19 protein-coding genes and 2 pseudogenes are annotated in these 19,201 nt (G+C 73.2%); 7 read left to right on the top strand and 14 right to left on the bottom strand.

Annotated elements, in window-relative coordinates; translation table 11 throughout:
- Position 1 precedes the first annotated feature (1 nt).
- On the top strand, positions 2–868 hold the full coding sequence (locus ACZ63F_RS24850; RefSeq protein ID WP_469713793.1) for a class II fructose-bisphosphate aldolase: 867 nt from the start codon (positions 2–4) through the stop codon (positions 866–868).
- Here ACZ63F_RS24850 and ACZ63F_RS24845 read toward each other — a convergent pair.
- Positions 855–1,985, bottom strand: a complete 1,131-nt coding sequence (locus ACZ63F_RS24845; RefSeq protein ID WP_469713792.1) for a methyltransferase — start codon at positions 1,983–1,985, stop codon at positions 855–857. The genes ACZ63F_RS24850 and ACZ63F_RS24845 overlap by 14 nt on opposite strands.
- Before the next feature lie 67 nt (positions 1,986–2,052).
- Between ACZ63F_RS24845 and ACZ63F_RS24840 the strand changes: the two genes are divergently transcribed.
- Positions 2,053–2,703 carry an alpha-ketoglutarate-dependent dioxygenase AlkB family protein gene (locus ACZ63F_RS24840; protein WP_469713791.1) on the top strand — a complete coding sequence of 217 codons (651 nt, stop codon included), beginning with the start codon at positions 2,053–2,055 and terminating at the stop codon, positions 2,701–2,703.
- Between the two features lie 103 nt (positions 2,704–2,806).
- Entirely contained in the window at positions 2,807–4,042 is a 1,236-nt protein-coding gene (locus ACZ63F_RS24835; protein WP_469713789.1) for an ROK family protein, read from the top strand.
- A gap of 208 nt (positions 4,043–4,250) precedes the next feature.
- Here ACZ63F_RS24835 and ACZ63F_RS24830 read toward each other — a convergent pair whose 3' ends face one another.
- The 4 genes and pseudogenes from ACZ63F_RS24830 to ACZ63F_RS24815 form a co-directional block, all read right to left on the bottom strand.
- Positions 4,251–5,159: a phosphotriesterase family protein gene (locus ACZ63F_RS24830; RefSeq protein ID WP_469713788.1), complete on the bottom strand. Its 909-nt coding sequence runs from the start codon at positions 5,157–5,159 to the stop codon at positions 4,251–4,253.
- Positions 5,156–5,740 (bottom strand): DUF4865 family protein, encoded by a 585-nt coding sequence (locus ACZ63F_RS24825; RefSeq protein ID WP_469713786.1) that lies wholly within the window; start codon positions 5,738–5,740, stop codon positions 5,156–5,158. Before ACZ63F_RS24825 ends, ACZ63F_RS24830 begins: the two co-directional genes overlap by 4 nt.
- Before the next feature lie 15 nt (positions 5,741–5,755).
- Positions 5,756–5,908 (bottom strand): annotated as a pseudogene (locus ACZ63F_RS24820) (cupin domain-containing protein); the annotation flags it as partial.
- Between the two features lie 34 nt (positions 5,909–5,942).
- On the bottom strand, positions 5,943–6,497 hold the full coding sequence (locus ACZ63F_RS24815; RefSeq protein WP_469713784.1) for a TetR/AcrR family transcriptional regulator: 555 nt from the start codon (positions 6,495–6,497) through the stop codon (positions 5,943–5,945).
- A gap of 183 nt (positions 6,498–6,680) precedes the next feature.
- On the opposite strand from ACZ63F_RS24815, the gene ACZ63F_RS24810 reads away from it, so the two are divergent.
- On the top strand, positions 6,681–6,971 hold the full coding sequence (locus tag ACZ63F_RS24810) for an SHOCT domain-containing protein (RefSeq protein ID WP_469713980.1): 291 nt from the start codon (positions 6,681–6,683) through the stop codon (positions 6,969–6,971).
- Between the two features lie 49 nt (positions 6,972–7,020).
- Here the strand turns inward: ACZ63F_RS24810 and ACZ63F_RS24805 are convergent, their stop codons facing one another.
- Complete coding sequence (locus ACZ63F_RS24805) at positions 7,021–7,626, bottom strand: ATP-binding protein (protein WP_469713783.1); 606 nt, start codon at positions 7,624–7,626, stop codon at positions 7,021–7,023.
- A 214-nt stretch (positions 7,627–7,840) separates the two neighbouring features.
- Entirely contained in the window at positions 7,841–8,164 is a 324-nt protein-coding gene (locus tag ACZ63F_RS24800; protein ID WP_352362973.1) for a hypothetical protein, read from the bottom strand.
- 364 nt (positions 8,165–8,528) lie between these two features.
- On the opposite strand from ACZ63F_RS24800, the gene cds1 reads away from it, so the two are divergent.
- Positions 8,529–9,653, top strand: a complete 1,125-nt coding sequence (gene cds1 / locus ACZ63F_RS24795; protein ID WP_469713781.1) for an L-cysteine desulfhydrase Cds1 — start codon at positions 8,529–8,531, stop codon at positions 9,651–9,653.
- A 4-nt stretch (positions 9,654–9,657) separates the two neighbouring features.
- Here the strand turns inward: cds1 and ACZ63F_RS24790 are convergent, their stop codons facing one another.
- Both ACZ63F_RS24790 and ACZ63F_RS24785 read right to left on the bottom strand, forming a co-directional pair.
- Positions 9,658–10,128, bottom strand: coding sequence for an SRPBCC family protein (locus tag ACZ63F_RS24790; RefSeq protein ID WP_352362969.1), 471 nt, complete (start codon positions 10,126–10,128; stop codon positions 9,658–9,660).
- A gap of 88 nt (positions 10,129–10,216) precedes the next feature.
- Positions 10,217–11,035 (bottom strand): DeoR/GlpR family DNA-binding transcription regulator, encoded by an 819-nt coding sequence (locus ACZ63F_RS24785; protein ID WP_469713780.1) that lies wholly within the window; start codon positions 11,033–11,035, stop codon positions 10,217–10,219.
- A gap of 248 nt (positions 11,036–11,283) precedes the next feature.
- Here ACZ63F_RS24785 and ACZ63F_RS24780 point away from each other — a divergent pair.
- A pseudogene (locus ACZ63F_RS24780) lies at positions 11,284–11,586 on the top strand (hypothetical protein); the annotation flags it as partial.
- Between the two features lies 1 nt (position 11,587).
- Here the strand turns inward: ACZ63F_RS24780 and ACZ63F_RS24775 are convergent.
- The 4 genes from ACZ63F_RS24775 to ACZ63F_RS24760 all read right to left on the bottom strand — a co-directional run bounded on the left by ACZ63F_RS24775 (position 11,588) and on the right by ACZ63F_RS24760 (position 16,344).
- The gene (locus ACZ63F_RS24775; protein ID WP_469713778.1) at positions 11,588–14,026 is read right to left on the bottom strand and encodes a right-handed parallel beta-helix repeat-containing protein; all 2,439 of its coding nucleotides are present in this window, start codon (positions 14,024–14,026) and stop codon (positions 11,588–11,590) included.
- 175 nt (positions 14,027–14,201) lie between these two features.
- On the bottom strand, positions 14,202–14,807 hold the full coding sequence (locus ACZ63F_RS24770; RefSeq protein WP_352362963.1) for an Rv1733c family protein: 606 nt from the start codon (positions 14,805–14,807) through the stop codon (positions 14,202–14,204).
- A gap of 211 nt (positions 14,808–15,018) precedes the next feature.
- A complete protein-coding gene (locus ACZ63F_RS24765; RefSeq protein WP_469713777.1) occupies positions 15,019–15,843 on the bottom strand; it encodes an MOSC domain-containing protein in 825 nt (274 codons plus the stop codon).
- A 42-nt stretch (positions 15,844–15,885) separates the two neighbouring features.
- Positions 15,886–16,344 (bottom strand): DUF6643 family protein, encoded by a 459-nt coding sequence (locus tag ACZ63F_RS24760; protein WP_352362959.1) that lies wholly within the window; start codon positions 16,342–16,344, stop codon positions 15,886–15,888.
- A gap of 278 nt (positions 16,345–16,622) precedes the next feature.
- Between ACZ63F_RS24760 and ACZ63F_RS24755 the strand changes: the two genes are divergently transcribed.
- Positions 16,623–17,981 (top strand): TerD family protein, encoded by a 1,359-nt coding sequence (locus ACZ63F_RS24755; protein ID WP_469713978.1) that lies wholly within the window; start codon positions 16,623–16,625, stop codon positions 17,979–17,981.
- Between the two features lie 13 nt (positions 17,982–17,994).
- Here ACZ63F_RS24755 and ACZ63F_RS24750 read toward each other — a convergent pair whose 3' ends face one another.
- Positions 17,995–19,188, bottom strand: coding sequence for a glycosyltransferase (locus tag ACZ63F_RS24750; RefSeq protein ID WP_469713775.1), 1,194 nt, complete (start codon positions 19,186–19,188; stop codon positions 17,995–17,997).
- Positions 19,189–19,201: the final 13 nt, after the last annotated feature.

Genomic DNA, 19,201 nt, shown 5'->3' with positions numbered 1-19,201 from the left:
CGTGCCCCTCGCACCCACCGGCACCCTCCTGGCACGGGCCGCCGAAGCCCGGTCCGCCGTAGCCGCGTTCAACGTCATCACCCTGGAGCACGTGGAGGCCGTCATCGCCGGTGCCGAGGCGGCCGGTGCGCCCGTCGTCCTCCAAGTCAGCGAGAACGCCGTCAGGTTCCGCCTCGGACGCCTTCTCCCACTGGCCCGCGCCACCGCCGCGGCCGCCGAACGCGCCCGCGTGCCGGTCGCGTTGCACCTCGACCACGTCCGCACCGACGACCTGCTCCGGCAGGCTCCGGACGCGGGATTCAGCTCGGTCATGTACGACGCGTCCCGGCTGCCGTACGCCGGGAACCTCGCGGCGACCGCGGCGGCCGTGGCCTGGGCGCACGGCCAAGGCCTGTGGATCGAGGCGGAGCTGGGCGAGGTGGGCGGCAAGGACGGCAGGCCGGCGCTGGACGCCCACGCGCCCGGGGCGCGTACCGACCCCGCCGAGGCACGGGACTTCGTCGCCGGCACCGGCGTCGACGCACTGGCCGTGGCGATCGGCAGCGCCCACGCGATGACCACGCGCACCGCCGCTCTCGACCATGACCTCCTCGAGCGCCTCGCGGCCGCCGTGCCGGTCCCGCTCGTCCTGCACGGCTCCTCCGGAGTCCCGGACGGGGGACTGGTCGCCGCGGTCGCCGGCGGCATCGCCAAGGTCAACATCGGCACGGCACTCAACATGGCGATGACCGCGTCCGTCCGCCGTTTCCTCGCGGACCATCCCGAGGCCGTCGACTCCCGCCCGTACCTCGGTGCCGGCCGGGACGCGATGACCCGGGAGGTGACCCGGATCATCGGCGTGCTCACCGGCGGGACTACCCGCGCCTGACCGCCTTCAGCACCACGAACTTCGGGTCGCTCGCGACCAGTCGGCTGTTGCCGAACAGGCGGCGCAGCGTCACGTGGTAGCCGAGGTGCCGGTTGCCGACCACCCACAGCTCGCCGCCCGGCCGCAGCGCCCGCTTCGCCCCGCTGAACATCCGCCACGCCGTCGCGTCGGTGGTCGCCTGGTGGGAGTGGAAGGGCGGGTTGTTCAGCACCACGTCCACGCTGCCGGCCGCGACCCCGGCCAGCCCGTCCCCGACCCGGAACTCGGCGTGCCCGGGCACGCCGTTCGCCTTGTAGGTGGCCTCCGCCGAGGCGACCGCCTGGAACGACTCGTCCACGAACAGCACCTCGGCCGTGGGATCGGCCAGCGCCACCGCCGTGCCCACGACCCCGTTCCCGCACCCCAGGTCCACGATCCGGCGGCCGCCCTCGGGCAGATGCGCCAGGAAGAACCGCGTCCCGATGTCGAGCCGGTCGGCGCAGAAGACCCCCGCGTGGTTGACGACCGTACGGCCGGAGACCGTGCCGATGCCGGCGGGCAGCGCGTAGCTGTACGGCCACGGGTTCTCCGGGCGCTCCAGCGACGGATCCGGCGTGCAGTGGATCAGCCGGGCCTTCTGCTCGGCCAGCGAGGTCCGGGTCGGACCGAGGATCCGCTCGAACAGCCGGAGCGTCGACGTGTGGATCTCCTTGACCATGCCGGTGCCGATCACGACCGTCCCCGCGTGCACGGCGGGCGCCAGCCGCAGCAGCTGGTCCTCGAGCAGCGCAAGGCTCTTCGGTACCCGCACCAGCAGCACGTCCACCCGGTCCGGCGGCGGATCCTGGGTGGTCAGCAGCCGCACCGCACCCGGCTCGACACCCGCGCGCGCCAGGTTCGCCCGGGTCGCCTCCTGGCTGAGGTACGAGTCGGTGATCTGCACCGGCCGGTGCGCCGCCAGCGCCGTGACCAGCGCGCCCCACCGGTCGCCGAGCACCACGACCGTGCCGGACAGCCCGGTCCGCTCCTGGTCGAGATGGCGCAGCAGATACGCGTCGGAGGCGTCCCAGGCACGCAGCCGGTCGCGCGGATCCTCCGGGAAGCGGGACAGCTCGAACTCGCCCCAGGCAGTCGTCATACGGTCGCTCATCGTGCGTCCAGGCTAGCGGAACCGCAGCTCAGGCCCGGTCGGGCAGGATGGGGGCATGGAGGACGAACTGTTCCCGAGGGCGCGCGCCCGCCTCGCACCGGGCGCCGTGCACGTCCCCGACTGGCTGGGCCCGGACCGGCAGCGCGCGCTGCTCGCCGCCTGCCGCGACTGGGCCCGGCCCCCGGCGGGCCTGCGCACGGTCCGTACACCCGGCGGCGGCACGATGACCGCCCGCCAGGTCTGCCTGGGCTGGCACTGGCACCCGTACGCCTACGCCCGCACGGTCGTCGACGGCGACGGGAGCCCCGTCAAGCCGTTCCCGGCCTGGCTCGACGAACTGGGCCGCCGCGCGGTGACCGACGCCCTGGGCCCGGCGGCGGTCGGCGGATTGTCGTACGACATCGCGCTGATCAACTTCTACGACGCCGACGCCCGCATGGGCATGCACCGCGACGCCGACGAGAAGTCGGACGCCCCGGTGGTGTCGCTGAGCCTCGGGGACAGCTGCGTCTTCCGCTTCGGCAACACGCAGACACGGGCGCGGCCGTACCAGGACGTGGAGCTGCGGTCGGGGGACCTGTTCGTGTTCGGGGGCGAGTCACGGCTCGCCTACCACGGGGTGCCGAGGGTGTACCCGGGGACGGCGCCCCCGGAGCTGGGCCTGACCGGCCGTTTGAACCTCACGTTGAGAGTGAGCGGCCTTTGAGACGCCCGAACCGGAGCGCCCCGTAGGGGGCGCGGGGAGGTGCGCGACCGGCCACCACGCACCGGCGCCTTTCACGACTGCGGATCATGGCAGACTCCCTCTCATGAGCGGAAAGGCGGCCCCCGGCCCGACGGGGAACGGAACCTCGAAACCCCGGTTGGACCGAGGACGTGGCGCACTCGGCCCCGCCCTGGAACTCGTGCACACCGGCCGTGCCCCCACCCGCGCGGTGCTCACCGCGGAACTCGGCGTCACCCGGGCGACGGCCGGCGCCGTCGCCGCCGAACTGGAGGCGCTCGGCCTGATCAGGGTCGACGCCCACCCGGGCGCCGCCGCGGGTTCGCAGGGCCGTCCCTCGCACCGCCTGGAGGTCGCCGAGAACGGCCCCGTCGCTCTCGCCGCGCAGGTCCACGCCGACGGCTTCCGGGCGGCGCTGGTGGGCCTCGGCGGCCGGATCGTCGCGACCGCGCCCGGCTGCGAGACCGTCGACGCCGACCCGGCGAAGGTGCTCGGCTCGGTGGTCGAGGCGGGCGCCGACCTGCTGCGCAGCACCGGCCTGCGCTGCGTCGGCGCCGGTCTCGCCGTGCCGTCCGCCGTCGCCGAACCGGAGGGCCTCGCCCTCAACCCCCTCCACCTGGCCTGGCCGGTGGGGGCGCCGGTACGCCGGATCTTCGCGGAGTGCGTGCGCGCGGCCGGCATCACCGGCCCGGCGTTCGCGGGCAACGACGTGAACCTCGCCGCGCTCGCCGAGCACCGGCACGGCGCGGGCCGGGGCGCCCGGGACCTACTCTGCGTGGCCACCGGGCACCGGGGCGTCGGCGGTGCGCTGGTCCTGGACGGCCGCCTGCACACCGGGAGTTCGGGCCTGGCCCTGGAGGTCGGTCACGTCGCCGTGAACCCGGAGGGCCGTCCCTGCCACTGCGGCAGCCGGGGCTGTCTGGACGTGGAGGCCGATCCCCTGGCGCTGCTGATCGAGGCGGGCCGCGATCCCGGCCCCGAGGTGTCGCTGCTGCGGCAGGCCGAGGACCTGGTCCGCGACCACTCCGCCGACCCGACCGTCCGCAGGGCCACCGAGGCCCTGATCGACCGCCTCGGCCTCGGGCTGGCGGGCCTGGTCAACATCCTCAACCCCGACCGCATCATCCTCGGCGGCCTGCACCGCACCCTCCTGGACGCCGACCCGGAGCGGCTGCGCGCCGTCGTCGCCGACCGCAGCCTGTGGGGCCAGAGCGGCAGCGTGCCCATCCTGCCGTGCACGCTGAGCCACAACAGCCTGGTGGGAGCGGCCGAGCTGGCCTGGCAGCCGGTACTGGACGACCCGCTCGGCGCACTTCGGTAGGCGGACCACCGCGGTCCGGTCACCTCTGTGCCGTCAGGCGCCACGACGCCGCCACCGACGGCCGCCCGAGGCCGGACCGGCGCACGCACAGCCCGATCGGGAACGGCTCCGGCGCGGGGTCGGCCGGCAGCACCGCGACCCGCTCCCGCACCGCGGTTCGCAGCGCCCCGACGGCACACGACGTGTCGCGGCACTTCCCGCGAAGCGCTCAGCGCCAGTCGACGGCGAAGGCCCGGGCGGGGTTGTCCACGAGGATCCGGTCGACGACCTCCGCACCCAACTCGGCCTCCAACCGCAGCCGTACCCGCCGCAGCAGGTACGGCATCCCGGGTCCGCCGTCCACCGACCGCGCCTCCCTCACCACGGTGTCCCCGCCGAGCAGAACACGGTCCCCGAACCCGGCCTCGGCCAGGGCCCGTACGGACTCTGGCATCCGCCAGTCGGTGGCGTGGTTGGCCCGGGACGGCCCGTCGAAGGCCAGCCAGCAGCCGGAGGCGGCGGCCTGCCGCTGGACGACGAGGTCGGGGGAGCGGTTGAGGTGTCCGAGGACCACCCGGTCGGCGGGGACGTCCAACTCCCCGCAGAGCAGGTCGAGTACGTCCAGCGCACCGGTGCCCAGCTCCAGGTGGACGGCAACCGGCGCGCCCGTCGCGTGGTGGGCCTCGGCCGCCGCGGTCATCGTCCAGCGGGCGTGCGCGTCGAGGTGGTGGAAGCCGCCCGCCACCTTGACCAGACCGGCGCGCACCCCGGACGTACCGATGCCCTCGGTCAGTTCGCGGGCGAACACTTCGGCGAGCCGTCCGCGCAGTCCGCGGAGCAGCTCCGGTGCGTAGTGCGCCGCCTGATGGAGTCCCGTCGCGCAGAGCACGTGTACGCCGGTGGATCGGGACAACAGGGGAAGGTCGGCGGCCCGCCGCCCCATCCCGTACGGCGTCCACTGCACGACGGCCGCCCCGCCCGCCGCCCGGAACGCCGCCAGTTCGGCCCGTGCGGCGCTCGCGTCGTTCAGCTCCTGCCCGGGCAGCCGGGGGCTGCGGAGGAACAGGTGGTCGTGCGCGTCGCAGACGCCCAGGTCGGCGGGCCGGATGTCGCCGAGGACCGTGCGGACACCGCTCACCACTGCCGCCCGCGCGCCAGTGCGCCGCGCCCCGGCTCCGACAGATGCAGTACCTGGAAGACGTCGCCCTCGGCCTTCGGCGTGTCGTGCTCCCAGAGCGAGAAGTGGACCAGCTCCCAGGCGTCCGTGTCCACGGCGGACGCCGCCAGCACGGCACCGTCCCCGGCCGCCAGCCGCCCTGTCTCGTCCGCGGCGTCGGCCATGAAGGCGGCCAACTCCACACCTTCCGGCACCGGTCGGCGCCGCCGCACGGCGAACGCGGCGGGGGAGCCGGCGGCGGTGCCCTCCTCGAAGGCCAGGCCCGTCCACTGCCGAACGCGCGGCCGGCCGAAGTCGTCGACGGGCCCCTGGAAGGCGCCTCCCCACAGGAAGCTGTTCATGCCCCGCACGGTGTTCCAGAGGTAGAACGGGCCGTACTGGTTGACCGGCGAGCCGTGCCGGCCCTGCTCGCGCATGAGGTAGGTCTTGACGCCGAGGCCGTCCCAGTCGTCCAGCAGGTGCCCGACGCGCGCGACGCGGGCGCGGATGACGCCCATGTCGTAGTCGGCGGGCAGGGTGAACTCGTACTGCATGGCATGCATGGTGCTGGTCCCTCCTCAGTCCGGGTAGTCCGTCACGTGCTCGTGCCACTCGGTGGTCGTGCCGTCCTCGGCGGCCTCCACGACCGCGAGACGCGTCATGAAGGTGCGCGGTCCGGCGCCGTGCCAGTGCCATTCGCCCGGCTCGATCCACACTCTGTGGCCCGCGCGGTGTCCGGGCGCTCTCTGGGAATGTGCACGTACGTCAACTCCTCAGCAGGGACAGCAGTCCGCGCACCCCGGCGTCGAACGCGGCGGGGGAACCGGACGCACGGGCGAGCACATAGCCGCCCTGCACGGTCGCGAGCACGGTCGCGGCGATCTCCTCGCCGTCCACCTGGGGCCCGAACTGCCCCTGTTCCCTGCCCTCTTCGACGATCCCGGCGATCAGCTCCTGGATCCGGTCGAGCGTCTCGTCGACCGGCGCGCGCAGTTCGTCGCTCGCGACGACGTCCGGGTCCATGGTCAGCCGGCCGACCGGGCAGCCGCGCAGCACGTCGCGCTCGCGCCGCAGATACGCCTCGATCCGCTCGTACGGCGTGCCCGGTCCGTTGAGCACGGCCTCGGCGGTGGCCAGCAGTTCCTGGGCGGTCCGGCGGATCGCGGCCAGCGCCAGGTCCGGCTTGCCCTTGAAGTGGTGGTACATGCTGCCCTGGCCGGCCCCCGCGCGCTCCAGGATCGCCTTGGGGCTCGTGCCGACGTAGCCGCGCTCCCACAGCAGCTCGCGGGTGGACTCGATCAACCGCTCCGACGTGCTCATACCGTCACTGTACATACTAGTAGTTACAGAATCCCAGTCCTGCGGGAAGCGCGGGAAGCAGGGACCGTGTCGCCGCGTACTCCCCAGGAGGTACGTGCGGTGCCGTCGGTCGCACGACGACGCGGACCCGTGCCGGCGGTCAGTCTCGGTACATCACACCGAGACCCTGGGGAGTTGACCGACATGGAGACCCTGGCGAACTGGAACGGCGGGCCCGGCCCGTGGATCCTGTTCCTCCCGCTGATCTGGGCGGCCGTCGTGATCGGCGGCGTCACGTTCCTGCGCCGCACCGTGTGGCGTGGCCGCGGCGGACCCTGGCGCCCGGTGGACGCCGGCCGTCCGGCCGGCGACTCGCCGCTCGCGGTCCTCGGCCGCCGCTTCGCCTCCGGCGAGATCGACGAGGACGAGTACTGGCGCAGGCTGTCCGTCCTGGAGGAGCAGTTCGGTCGCGTCGGCAAAGGCGGCGCGGTATGACGGAGCGGTAGCGCCGGGGTGAGACTCGGCGAGGAGACTCACCGCCCGCTCAACTGGCGACAGCCGAGCGGGCGGGAGCGTGTGCGGCACCGGGGACCGCGGCGGCCGCGTGGGCGTGCGCGGGGGCCGGGGCGCCGGCCGATGCGGGCGCGGCGGCGGGTGCGGCGGGGGTCGCGGGTTCGGGCTCGACGATCCGGCGGGGTGCCGGTTCGGCGGCGCGGCGCTGCGGGCGAGCGGCCGCCATCGGCGTGGCCGTCGGTGCCGGCAGGGTGAACCACACGACCTTGCCGTCGTCGTGCGGCCGCACCCCCCAGCTCTCGCTGACCGCGGCGACCATCGCGAGCCCTCGCCCGCAGGTGGCCATCGGCGCGGTCTCCGGGCCGTCCTCGACCACCGGAAGACGCGGATCGTGGTCGCGGACCGACACGGTGAGGCGGTCGAGCTGGAGCTCGATCTCCACGGTGCAGTTCTTGTCGGTCCGGGCGTGCCGGTGGACGTTGGTGAGCAACTCCGTCACACCGAGCGCGGCTCGGTCGATCAACGGGTCGAGATGCCAGTAGCGCAACTGCGCAGATACGATTCTGCGGACCTGACCGATCCGCGAGGGCAAGGCTTGGAGCTCCACCGAGCAGTGTCTGCTTGGGTGTTTGATCACGACTGCGACTCCCCGACGTGAGGTCCGGAAGAACACGGAGAACGGATCCAGCAGGGCGCCGCCGTCCATGGGGCCGCCTGCTGTCGTGGCCGGCGGGCTGGTTCGCAGCGTTATCGCCGGTAAACCCAGAGTGACGTGAGACAAGCGTGACCCAGTGCGTTCGGTCCCGCAACTCGCCGTGGTCCGACGGTCACGCCCCGCAGGTCCGTGCGGTTCAGCGGTCACGCCCCGAGGCGCGCCGTACCGCCTCGATGAAGCGGCGCGCCGCCGGTGGTCCCGGCTCGCCCGGCGCCGGGTCGTGGTCACCCAGGGTGAGTGAGTAGCGCTGGCCGTTGAGGTCGGCCAGGGCCCGGTCCTCCGACGCGAACCACGGCTTCGAGGCCCGTACCGCCTGGACGGGCGCGCTGTCGATCTCGCTGCCGTAGCTCGTGAGCAACTGCAGCCTGCCGTCCCTTATCCGGACCTGCCCGGCCCGGGTGAGCGAACGCAGCCGCTTGTCGATCCGCACGCCCGTCGCCGTGAACTCCGGCTCCGCCATCCTGCCCCGCCCCTTTTCGAGTACGTCGGCCGCCGTCCGGAAGCTTGTGGCCCCGGCCCGGCGCGCTCCGGCTCGTGTCGTGGTCCAGTCTGCGCCCCCGTTCGGGACGTTCGTCCCGGTGGCAGTCTGCCCGCCCCCGGCGTGGAGCACCAGTGCGCGCGGGCCGCCGGGCGGGGGGCGCTCGGAGCATTCGACGCCGTGCGCCCCCGAAGGGTTCGCGCCACTGCCCGGCGCTGTTCCCCAGGGGTGCCTTTGAGGCGCTCAAAGATGCGTTTATGCAGGTGAGGAGCGTGCGGAAGGTGTCTATGATCGGTGCGTCGGCCGCGTTCGGGCGCCGTCGGCGCGAAGCGTAAGGAGTCCCGCCGTGAGTACCACCCCGCAGATCCGGACCGGCGCCACCCTCGACGTCGACCGCAGTGACGCCGTCTACCGCGACTGGCTCAAAGAGGCCGTCCGCAAGGTCCAGGCGGACGCGAACCGCTCGGCGGACACACACCTGCTGCGCTTTCCGCTGCCCGAGGCCTGGGGCATCGACCTCTACCTCAAGGACGAGTCGACGCACCCGACGGGAAGTCTCAAACACCGGCTGGCCCGCTCGCTCTTCCTGTACGGCCTGTGCAACGGCTGGATCCGGCCCGACCGCCCGGTGATCGAGGCGTCCAGCGGCTCGACGGCCGTCTCCGAGGCGTACTTCGCCAAGCTCATCGGCGTGCCCTTCATCGCCGTCATGCCGCGCACCACCAGCGCCGAGAAGTGCCGTCTCATCGAATTCCACGGCGGGCAGTGCCACTTCGTGGACGACTCCCGGAAGATGTACGAGGAGTCCGCGCGCCTGGCGGTGGAGACCGGCGGCCACTACATGGACCAGTTCACCTACGCCGAACGGGCCACGGACTGGCGCGGCAACAACAACATCGCCGAATCCATCTTCCGCCAGCTGGAGTTGGAGCGGTTCCCGGAACCGGCCTGGATCGTCGCCACGGCGGGGACCGGTGGCACATCCGCGACGCTCGCGCGCTATGTCCACTACACCCAGCGCGACACCCGGATCTGTGTCGCCGACCCCGACAACTCCTGCTTCTTCGAGGGCTGGACCACCGGCGATCCGGACGTTACGTGCGACTGCGGGTCCCGCATCGAGGGCATCGGGCGGCCGCGGATGGAGCCGAGCTTCGTACCGGGGGCCGTCGACCGCATGATGAAGGTGCCGGACGCCGCGAGCGTGGCCGCGGTGCGGGCGCTGGAGCGCGCGATCGGGCGGAAGGCCGGCGGGTCGACCGGGACCGGGCTGTGGAGTGCGCTGAAGATCGTCGCCGAGATGGTGGCCGAGGGGCGGCAGGGCAGCGTGGTGACCCTGCTGTGCGACCCGGGGGACCGGTACCTCGACAAGTACTTCTCGGACGCCTGGCTCGCCGAGCAGGGCCTGGACATCGCGCCGTACGCGGCAGCGATCGACTCGCTGCTGGAGACGGGGATCTGGCCCGGCTGAGGTACTACCGGGACAGCCGCCGGTCCAGTTCGGCGACCGCGCCCCGGAAGGCCCGGCCGAGCCCGGCACGTGCCGCCCTGACCACGAGACGGAACGGTGCCGTGCCGTCCACGGCGAAGGTCCACTGCACGCGGGTGCCGCCGCCGGACGGGACGAGCCGCCACTCCTCCGCCATGGCGTGCGCGCCGGGCGCGTTGGTCAGGTCCACCCGGTAGGCGTACACCTCGGCCTCCTTCGCCGCGATGACCGTCTCCCGGAACCGTCCGCCGCCCTTGAGCCGGATGTCGCGCCCGGCGCCGTCGTCGACGGACTCGGCGTGGGTCACCGCGTCGAACCACTCCGCCCAGCCCGGTACGTCGTCGTTGAGCGCGTGGAAGACCCGCTCGGGCGGTGCGGACATCTCCTGTGCGAAGACCAGGCGTACGGGCGCGGTCTCGACGAAGTCGAGCCCCACGGGGCGCAGACGGCGTGCCATGGAAGAGAACCCCCTTGACCGGAAAGGCGGTCGACCGGCTCCGCCACGATAACTGGCGACCCGTCAGATGTCTGCACCGCCGGCGCCGTCAGGCCTCCGCCTCACCCGCCACCACCAGCCGGCGCAGATGCTCCGAGATCTCCGCACGCGCGTCGGGGGGCAGCCCCGCGTCCGTGACCAGCGTGTCGACCTGCTCCAGCTTGGCGAACGAACTCAGGCCCACCGTGCCCCACTTGGTGTGGTCGGCGACCACCACGACCCGCCGGGCCGACTGCACCAGGCGGCGGTTGGTCTCCGCCTCCGCGAGGTTCGGTGTGGAGAGGCCGGCCTCGGTCGATATGCCGTGCACGCCGAGGAAGAGCAGGTCGAAGTGGAGCGCCGCGATCGCCTGGTCGGCCACCGGGCCCACGAGGGAGTCGGACGGGGTGCGCACCCCGCCGGTCAGGACCACCGTCGCCGCGCCCTGGCGCTGCCCGGCGACGCGCTGGGCCGCGTGGAAGACGTCCGCGACCCGCACCGAGTTCGTCACCACGGTCAGGTCGGGGACCTCCAGGAGGTGATGCGCCAGCGCATACGTCGTCGTACCGCCGGACAGGGCGATCGCCGTACCCGGCACGACCAGTTCGGCGGCGGCCCGGGCGATGTCCTCCTTGGCGGTCAGCTCCAGCCCCGACTTGGCCTCGAAGCCCGGCTCGTGCGTGCTCGCCTCGACCACCGGCACCGCACCGCCGTGCACCTTCTCCAGCACACCCTGCCGGGCCAGCGCGTCCAGGTCCCGGCGTACCGTCATGTCCGACACGCCGAGCTTGCGGGTCAGTTCGTTGACGCGTACGCCGCCCCGGCGCCGGACCTCGTCCAGGATCAGGGCGCGGCGCTGCTCCGCGAGGAGGTTCTGGTTCTCACTCACGTACGCTCCGGTCCTCTCGCCTCAAGCCGTCCGACACGCCCCGCGTACCGGCTGCGACCAGGACATTCCGTCCGGCTCCGGTGCACGGGCGCCCCATCCTTTCACGGGACCGCACAGGTTGCGCCACTCCCTGTGCCCGCGCACCCATGTCCCGTGGACGCCACGTGTTGCCCTGGGCGTCACGCACAACGGGGATAATCCGTGGCGAGTGGTGTGCGTCACACCGGAATCGGCGATCCTGAGACCCGCGCACCGAGCGTTTCTACGGCCTGGTGGTCCGGCTCGCCGGACTCACCCTGACCGTGCTGCTGGTCGCCGCCGCCTGCGAGGTCGCCCTGGACCTCGCCGCCTGGCAGTGCGCGGGCGTCACGGCCTGCGCCCGCCGGCACACCTGGCTCGGTTTCCTCTCGCCGACCGGCACGCCTACGAGTCCACCCGGACCCTGGCGAATGATCCCGAGCCCGGCCACACCTCCCTCGGCAGCCCCGCTTCTGGTACGGGTGCCGCCTGGTCGCCCGGCTGCGGGCGCCCACACCGCGGCGGGGCGGCTGATCAGCCGAGTTCGGGGAGGTCCTCCGGGTACAGCAGGGTGAGGTCGTCGGTGGTCGGGTCGGCGAGCTGGGCGACCCGGCTCGCGTGCCGCTCCACCATCGCCTCGAAGGTCTGCCGGGCGGTACGGCCGTTGCCGAACGCGGGTCCCTTCGGAAGCACGGTGAAGTACTTCAGCAGCGCCTCCGAGGCACCCGGAGCCAGCCGGTACTCGTGCTCGTCGGCCTGCTGCTCCACGATCCGCAGCAGCTCGTCCGGGCCGTAGTCGCTGAAGGTGATGGTCCGGGAGAAACGCGACGCCACACCGGGGTTGACCGAAAGGAAGCGCTCCATCTCCTCGGTGTAGCCCGCGACGATCACCACCACGGCGTCCCGGTGGTCCTCCATCAGCTTCACCAGCGTGTCGATGGCCTCCTTGCCGAAGTCCCGCCCCGCGTCCTGCGGCGACAGCGCGTACGCCTCGTCGATGAACAGCACCCCGCCGTGCGCCCGCTGGAACGCCTCCTGGGTGCGGATCGCCGTGGAACCGATGTGCTCGCCGACCAGGTCGACGCGGGACACCTCGACCAGATGCCCCTTCTCCAGCACTCCGAGGGAGGCGAGGATCTCGCCGTAGAGCCGGGCGACCGTCGTCTTGCCGGTTCCGGGGGAGCCCGTGAACACCAGGTGGCGCTTGACCGAGGCGGCCTTCAGCCCGGCCTGCTGGCGGCGCCGGCCGACCTCGATCATGTCGGTCAGCGCACGGACCTCGCGCTTGACGCTGTCCAGGCCCACCAGCGCGTCGAGCTCACCGAGCACGGCCTTCGAGGTCCGGGCCGGCTCCTGGGGCGTGGCGGGGGCGAGGAGCGGTTCCTGCTCGGTGCTGCGCTGGCCGGGGATCGCGCCCAGCAGGCCGGGCGCCTGGTGCGAGGTCTGCACGACCGTCTCGCGCGCCGCGGGCGGGCGCAGGCTGCCGCTCTCGTCGCTGCTGCAGTCCTCCACCACCGGGCCGGTGCCCGACCCCGCGTCCGGACCGCCGTCCGCGAACTCGTAGCCCCCGCGCGCGCACCGCTCCGTGCGGCACCTGCGCAGCGTCGTACGGCAGCCGTCGATCACGTGGAAGCCGTAGCCGCCGCTGCCGGTGACCCGGCAGTTCTGGAAGGTGCCGCGGCCGCCCGCCGACACGTAGAAGCCCGCCTCGGCCGGGGAGTCGACCGTGCAGCGCTCGATGGTGGGGTCGGCGCCCTTGGTGACGATCACTCCGGTCTGGGTGGCGTCCACCGTGCAGTTGTTGAGGGTGCCGCCGCTGCCGTGGTCGCGGAACCAGGCGCCGGTGGCCGCGTCGCGGATCCGGCAGTCGTCGAGCTGCGCGGTGGCGCCGTCGCTCACCGACACCGCCGTGTTGCGCACCTGGGAGAGGTCGCTGTCGACGACGTCCGCGCGGGAGCCGCGGTCCAGCACGAACAGGGCGTCCGGCACGTCGTGCACCCGGCACGAGTCCAGGACCACGGTGGCGCCGTCACTGACCCACACCGCCGGATAGTCGCCCGTGCTGTCGAAGATCTCGCACTGGTTCGCGTCCACGCGGGTGCCCGGGTCCCACACCGACAGCCCGTTGCGCCCGAACTGACGCACCGTCGTCCGGGTCAGCGTCAGCACCGACCGCGAGCGCAGGTCGACCGCGTTCTCCGGGATGTCGTGGATACGGCAGTCGGCGAGGGTGAGCACCGCGTCGGTGTCGAGGGTGACCCCGTCGGCGGTGGTGCGGTGCACATCGCAGTCGGTGAGGTGCGCCGTCGCCCGCGCGGTGACCTGCACACCGGAGCCGCGCACCTCGTAGATCTCGCAACCCACCGCCTCCAGCGCGGAGTTCTCCCCGGTCGCCGTCATGCCGGTGCCCGAGGCGTGGTGCACCCGGCAGCGGTCGAGCCGCGGACGGCCGCCGCCGCGGACCGCCACGCCTGCCTGGCCCGCCGCCACGACCTCGCACTCCTCGAACACCCCGCCGCCGCCGTCGAGCACGGCGATGCCGATGCCCGCCGGGTTGTCCACGGTGCACCGCCGTACCGTCGGCCGGGCGCCGCCGCGCACCTCGATCCCGGCAGCGGACCGGGTGACGATCCGCACGTCCAGCAGCTCGGGGGTGCCCTCCTCGACCAGCAGCGCGGGCGCGGCGGCGTCCTGACCCTCGACATGCAGGTCCTGGACGACCGCCGAGGCGCGCACGGTGAGCGGGACCCCGTCCACGGGGGCGATGCGCACCGAGCCGGGTGAACCCTCGGGCCCGCGCAGTGTCACCGCGCGCTGGACGACGAGGTTCTCCCGGTAGGTGCCGGGCGCGACCGTGAGGACGTCGCCGTCGGCGGCGGCCTCCAGGGCGGCGGCGAGCGACGCGTACTCACCCGTGCGGCGCCGCCACCTCGATGTACCGGTGTGCGTCACCTGGACCGTGCCCTGTGCCATGGCGTTGCCGTGCCCCCACCTCGTCGTACAGATCGCTCGCTCGCCTTGCGGGCGGCACCGCGGACGGTGCCCGGCCCCTGCGGTCCGCTCGCGCGCGGGTCGATGCCGAATGCCCTTCGGCCGGTCCACCGTAGCGTGCGCCGGGGTGGTGGGTTGACCAGAGACGGAAAGGCCGTCAGCTGCCCGTCCCGGCCTTTCCCCAGTCCGGGCCCGCCCGGTCCCAGGCCTGGTCCCACCGTGCGTACCTGCGACGGACCATACGCCAGACGATCATCCGTCTGGCGCCGTCGACCAGCCCCGCGGTCAGCAGGGCCGCGCCGAACCCGGCCAGCACGGCGTGCGTCGTCGCCGTCGCGGCGTCCAGCGGGCGGGCGGTGATGACCCCCTGCTGGTCGGTCCAGACGTCGAAGTGGTCGCCCTTGTGCGGGGATGTGAGGGTCGTCAGGACCGGGCCGTGCTGCCGGGTGCCGTCCGGTGCGGTCCAGTCGGCGAGGACGCGGCTGCGGGGGTCGTGGGCGCTGGTGGCGTCGGGGTCGGGTTCCACCGGGGCACCGCCCAGCTTGCGCACCACCGTGGCCGGGACGAGATGCCGGTCGTGCTGCTGCTGCCGGACCGACCGCTGGAGGCTGGACTGGGCGGCGGCTCCGACGAACGAGCCGAGCACCGGCGCGGCCACCACGATCAGCACCAGTGCCGCCAGGGCCACCCACGCCTCGGCCAGGTCGGTCGCGCGGCGCAGCGGATTGTGCCGCCAGCGCCACAGGCCGCGGATCGCTCGCACCGACCACCACCCCCTTCCCGCTCGCTCCGTGATAACCCCCGCCCGGTCCGTTCACCCGCGCCCCAGGCCGAAGAGAGAGCGAAATCACCCCCGGCAGGGACTCTCATGAACTTCTCATGACCCTCAACGACCGGGCATCGGGCCCGGGTTCCCGGAGAGCGGCGGAGATCGCCCGAGGCGCGGTCGGCGACGCCGCCCGGGGGCCGGATTCTCAGCCGAGGACCCGGACCGGGTCCCCCACCCGGATCGTGCCGGGGGAGCGCGGTACCAGGTTCTGGCCGAAGACCAGCCGGCTGCCGAACCGGCGGTGCCGCGCCAGGGTCCGCAGCGGCTCCCGGCCGCGTTCGGCGGTGAGCTGGTCGGTGGTGGTCACGACGCACCGTCCGCACATCTTGGCGACCCGGAACTCGACCTCGCCGATGGCGATCCGGTTCCAGTCGTCCTCCGCCCAGGCCTGGGTGGACCGCACGACCACGTTCGGCCGGAACCGGTTCATGGGCAGCGGGCCCTCGTCGGGGTACTCGCCCCGCGCGATCAGGGAGTTGAGGGCGTCCAGCGAGGCCTGCGTGGTGAGCAGCAGGGGATAGCCGTCGGCGAAGCTGACGGTCTCGCCCGGCAGCGCGTGGTCCGGGTCGATCGGGCGGCGGCTCGCGGGGTCGTCCATGTGGGCGAGGCGGACGTCTGCCTCCAGGTACGCGCCGCACCACGCGTGGGCGGCCTCCGTCGCGAGGACCGCCTCCACCTGCGTGCCGAAGATGTCCACCGGCACCGTGCCTCCCGGCTCCGGGACCGGCACGGTCAGGGGCGGGAGTCCGGGCGCGGACAGGCGTACGCCGCCGCCGGGCAACGGCTCGGCAGCGGCGAGCGCGAGGCGCGGCTCCACCCGCTGGGTGACGACCTTTCCCCCGTCGTCGACCAGAACCCAGCGTCGGTCACCGGCCAGCCCCCAGGGCTCCACGACGGCCTCCCGGGGCGAGAAGCCCCGGAGCGACTTGACCGGGTGAACGTGGATCGACTGCAGTTCCGCCATCCCCATGACGCCATCGTGCCAGGCGGCACGGACATCGGGGGATGCCGGTCAGTAGCCGCGGTACTGCTGCTGTTGCTGGTTGTTGTACGGGTCCTGGTACGGAGCCGCCTGCGCGGGGCGCGGAGCCGCCGGGCGCATCGCCTCGTAACCCGTGCCGCCCATCATCGGGCGGGGCGGCTGCGGCTGCTGCGCGGGGTAGCCGCGCGGTCCCGTCGCCTGCTGAGGGATGTACGCCGTGGGCGCCTGCTGCAGCGGAGCGGGCTGCTGCATCTGCTGCGGGTAGCCGTAGCCCGGGGCCGGCTGGGAAGGACCGGCCGGGAGGGCGGGCAGTGCCGACGGCAGCGCAGGCAGGTTGCTGAAGCTGCTGGGCGCATCGTAGGCGGGGGGAACCCGGATCGGGGCGATCTGAGGGGTGCCCCGTTCGGCCACGAGCGAGTCGTAGATCGGAGTGTCCGGGAAGGAGGCGGAGTAGTAGCCGCCGCCATAGGTGGAGCGGGGGGAGGTCATGGCACATAAGTTAAGCCCACGATGTGCTGGTTGGGGAGACCGATAAGAGGGTTGTTTTCCGTGTCGGCAGTGACGCTGGATCCCCAATCCGAGCGAACTCGGCAAAAAGGACGGCGATCAGCCTTTGGATCGTGTAAAGGCCGAGTTCCGAGGCGGTTACCGGCAGTTGGCCAGGGATCTTCCTGCGCCGTTCATGGGGGATCCCTGTCCCCGGGAATAGGTTGTGAGGGTAGGGATGACCTGGGGCGGCCGGGGCGTGCCCGGCGTGCCGACACATGATGGGGGCGGACATGACAATGTCGAAAGGATCGAATACGCCGGTGCCGACCACGGCACTGCGTGTCGAATTGGGCTGGCGTTCCGGCCCGGGTGCCCCCGACGCGGACGCCTCGGCGCTGCTGCTGGTCGCCGGGAAAGTGCGCTCCGACGGTGACTTCGTCTTCTACAACCAGCCCGCGCACGCCTCGGGTGCGGTCCGGCACGAGGGCAAGCGGCGCTCCGGCGACCTGGTCACCGACACCCTTCTCGTCGACCTCGCGCGCGTGGAGACCCCGGTCGAGCGCATCGTCCTCGCGGCCTCGGCCGACGGCGGAACGTTTGGCCAGGTCCCCGGCCTCTACGTCGAGGTCCGCAACGCCGCCGACGGTAGCGTGGTCGCCCGGTTCGACAGCACGGGCGCCACGACGGAAACCGCTTTCGTGCTCGGTGAGTTGTACCGCCGCCAGGGCGGCTGGAAGTTCCGTGCGGTGGGGCAGGGATACAGCAGCGGGCTGGAAGGGCTCGCCACCGACTTCGGGATCACGGTGGACGAGCCGCAGCACCCGGTGCAGCCGCCCGTGCCGCAGGGGGCGCCGCCGACCTCGTATCCGGTCGCCCCGCCGGCCCCGGCCCCGGCTCCCGCCCCGGCCCCGGCTCCCGCCCCGGTCCCGGCTCCCGCCCCGGTCCCGGCTCCCGCCCCGGTCCCGGCTCCCGCCCCGGTCCCGGCCCCGGTCGTCCCGCCGACCGCACCGGTACGGCTGTCCAAGGTGACGCTCACCAAGGCGGCCCCCTCGGTGTCGCTGGCCAAACAGGGCGGCACCTCGGGCGCGCTGCGGGTCAACCTCAACTGGCAGGTCCGCAAACAGCTCCCGGGCTGGGGCGGCCGGCACGGCGGGGCGGGCGACCTCGACCTCGACCTGTGCGCCCTGTACGAGCTCGCCGACGGCCGCAAGGGTGTCGTCCAGGCGCTGGGCAACGCCTTCGGCTCGGTGAACCGGCCGCCGTACATCCACCTCGACGGAGACGACCGCACCGGCGCCGTGTCGAGCGGCGAGAACCTCACCGTCAACCTCGACCACAGACAGGACTTCCGCCGCATCCTGGTCTTCGTGACGATCTACCAGGGCGCCACGTCCTTCGCGGACCTGCACGCCACGGTCACCCTCCAGCCCCAGCACGGTGCCCCGGTCGACTTCTCCCTGGACGAGTGCACGGTTCCCTCGACCGTGTGCGCGCTCGCGCTGCTCACCAACACCGGCGGCGACCTCGTCGTACAGCGCGAGGCCCGCTACCTGGTCCCGGAGCGCGGGGTGAGCCCGCAGCGCACCGTCGACCGTGCCTACGGCTGGGGCATGAACTGGACGCCCGGCCGCAAGTGACGGGCTCAGGCGGTCAGCCCTCGTCGGTGACGGCGTCGGGGCGCGCGTACGTGCGGCCCTTCCAGGCCGCCCCGCGCCCCCGGTAGTGCTGCACCGCCGAGTCGACCGTCATGAGGAGGTAGAGGAACGCGGTGAACGGCAGCAGCGGGGCGAGCCACGGCGGCTGCCGGTAGTAGCGGAGCATCGGCAGGTACGTCGCGGTCATCACCAGCCAGGCCGCGGCGCCGGCGAGCACCGTCGGCGTGCCGCCGGTGGCCGTGCCCGCCAGTACGGCCGCCGGCGGCACCAGGTAGACCAGCGCGAGACCGGCGACCGTACCGAGGAGCAGCAGGGGGTTGTGGCGCAGCTGCGCGTACGCGCTGCGGGAGACCATCCGCCACAGGTCGTGCAGGCGCGGATAGGGGCGCACGCTGTCCACCCGGTCGGCGAGCCCCAGCCAGACGTGCCCTCCGGTGCCCTTCACCGCGCGGGCGAGCGCCACGTCGTCGATCACGGCGTGCCGGATGGCATCCGGGATGCGTGCGCGCTCCGCCGTGTCGGCGCGCAGTAGGACGCAGCCGCCCGCCGCTGCCGCCGTGCGCGACCCCTTCCGGCCGATCCGGCGGAACGGGTAGAGCTGGGCGAAGAAGTAGACGAAGGCGGGGACCACGAGCCGTTCCCACAGGCTCGCCACCCGCAGCCGGGCCATCTGCGAGACGACGTCGAAGCCACCGGTGCGGGCGGCCGCCACCAGCAGCCGCAGGCTGTCCTGCTCGTGCGCGATGTCGGCGTCCGTCAGCAGCAGGTACTCGGGGCCACGCGCGCGTGCCAGCGTGATGCCGTGCCGTACCGCCCACAGCTTGCCCGTCCAGCCTGCCGGCGGCTCACCGGGCGTGGTCACCGTCAGGGGCAGGCCGCCGTGGCGCGCGGCCAGCTCCCGGGCGAGTTCCCCGGTGCCGTCCGTACTGCCGTCGTCGACCAGGAACACCTCCGCCCGCCCCGGATAGTCCTGCGTCAGCAGCGACGGCAGACTCAGGGGCAGTACGGCGGCCTCGTCCCGGGCCGGGACGACCACGCACACGTCCGGCCAGTCGGCGGGTTCCCGCCGGTGCGGCAGCCGGACGTCGGTGCGCCAGAAGAAGCCCTGGCAGAGCAGCAGCCACAGCCAGGCGGCGAGGGACACGGCGGCGGTCCACGTGAAGACGCTCACGCGCGCAGTCTGCCCCATCCGGCCTGCCCCC

Source organism: Streptomyces sp. NPDC104761 (genome assembly GCF_055583445.1).
Note: the sequence above shows the minus strand (reverse complement) of the source record. Positions and strands in the feature narration are given on the sequence as shown.

Coding starts and splice junctions, on each gene's coding strand:
- ACZ63F_RS24845 (WP_469713792.1), bottom strand. CDS start 1,985: ATGACGACTGCCTGGGGCGAGTTCGAGCTGTCCCGCTTCCCGGAGGAT.
- ACZ63F_RS24840 (WP_469713791.1), top strand. CDS start 2,053: ATGGAGGACGAACTGTTCCCGAGGGCGCGCGCCCGCCTCGCACCGGGC.
- ACZ63F_RS24835 (WP_469713789.1), top strand. CDS start 2,807: ATGAGCGGAAAGGCGGCCCCCGGCCCGACGGGGAACGGAACCTCGAAA.
- ACZ63F_RS24825 (WP_469713786.1), bottom strand. CDS start 5,740: ATGCATGCCATGCAGTACGAGTTCACCCTGCCCGCCGACTACGACATG.
- ACZ63F_RS24815 (WP_469713784.1), bottom strand. CDS start 6,497: ATGAGCACGTCGGAGCGGTTGATCGAGTCCACCCGCGAGCTGCTGTGG.
- ACZ63F_RS24810 (WP_469713980.1), top strand. CDS start 6,681: ATGGAGACCCTGGCGAACTGGAACGGCGGGCCCGGCCCGTGGATCCTG.
- ACZ63F_RS24800 (WP_352362973.1), bottom strand. CDS start 8,164: ATGGCGGAGCCGGAGTTCACGGCGACGGGCGTGCGGATCGACAAGCGG.
- ACZ63F_RS24790 (WP_352362969.1), bottom strand. CDS start 10,128: ATGGCACGCCGTCTGCGCCCCGTGGGGCTCGACTTCGTCGAGACCGCG.
- ACZ63F_RS24775 (WP_469713778.1), bottom strand. CDS start 14,026: ATGGCACAGGGCACGGTCCAGGTGACGCACACCGGTACATCGAGGTGG.
- ACZ63F_RS24765 (WP_469713777.1), bottom strand. CDS start 15,843: ATGGGGATGGCGGAACTGCAGTCGATCCACGTTCACCCGGTCAAGTCG.
- ACZ63F_RS24760 (WP_352362959.1), bottom strand. CDS start 16,344: ATGACCTCCCCCCGCTCCACCTATGGCGGCGGCTACTACTCCGCCTCC.
- ACZ63F_RS24755 (WP_469713978.1), top strand. CDS start 16,623: ATGGGGGCGGACATGACAATGTCGAAAGGATCGAATACGCCGGTGCCG.
- ACZ63F_RS24750 (WP_469713775.1), bottom strand. CDS start 19,188: ATGGGGCAGACTGCGCGCGTGAGCGTCTTCACGTGGACCGCCGCCGTG.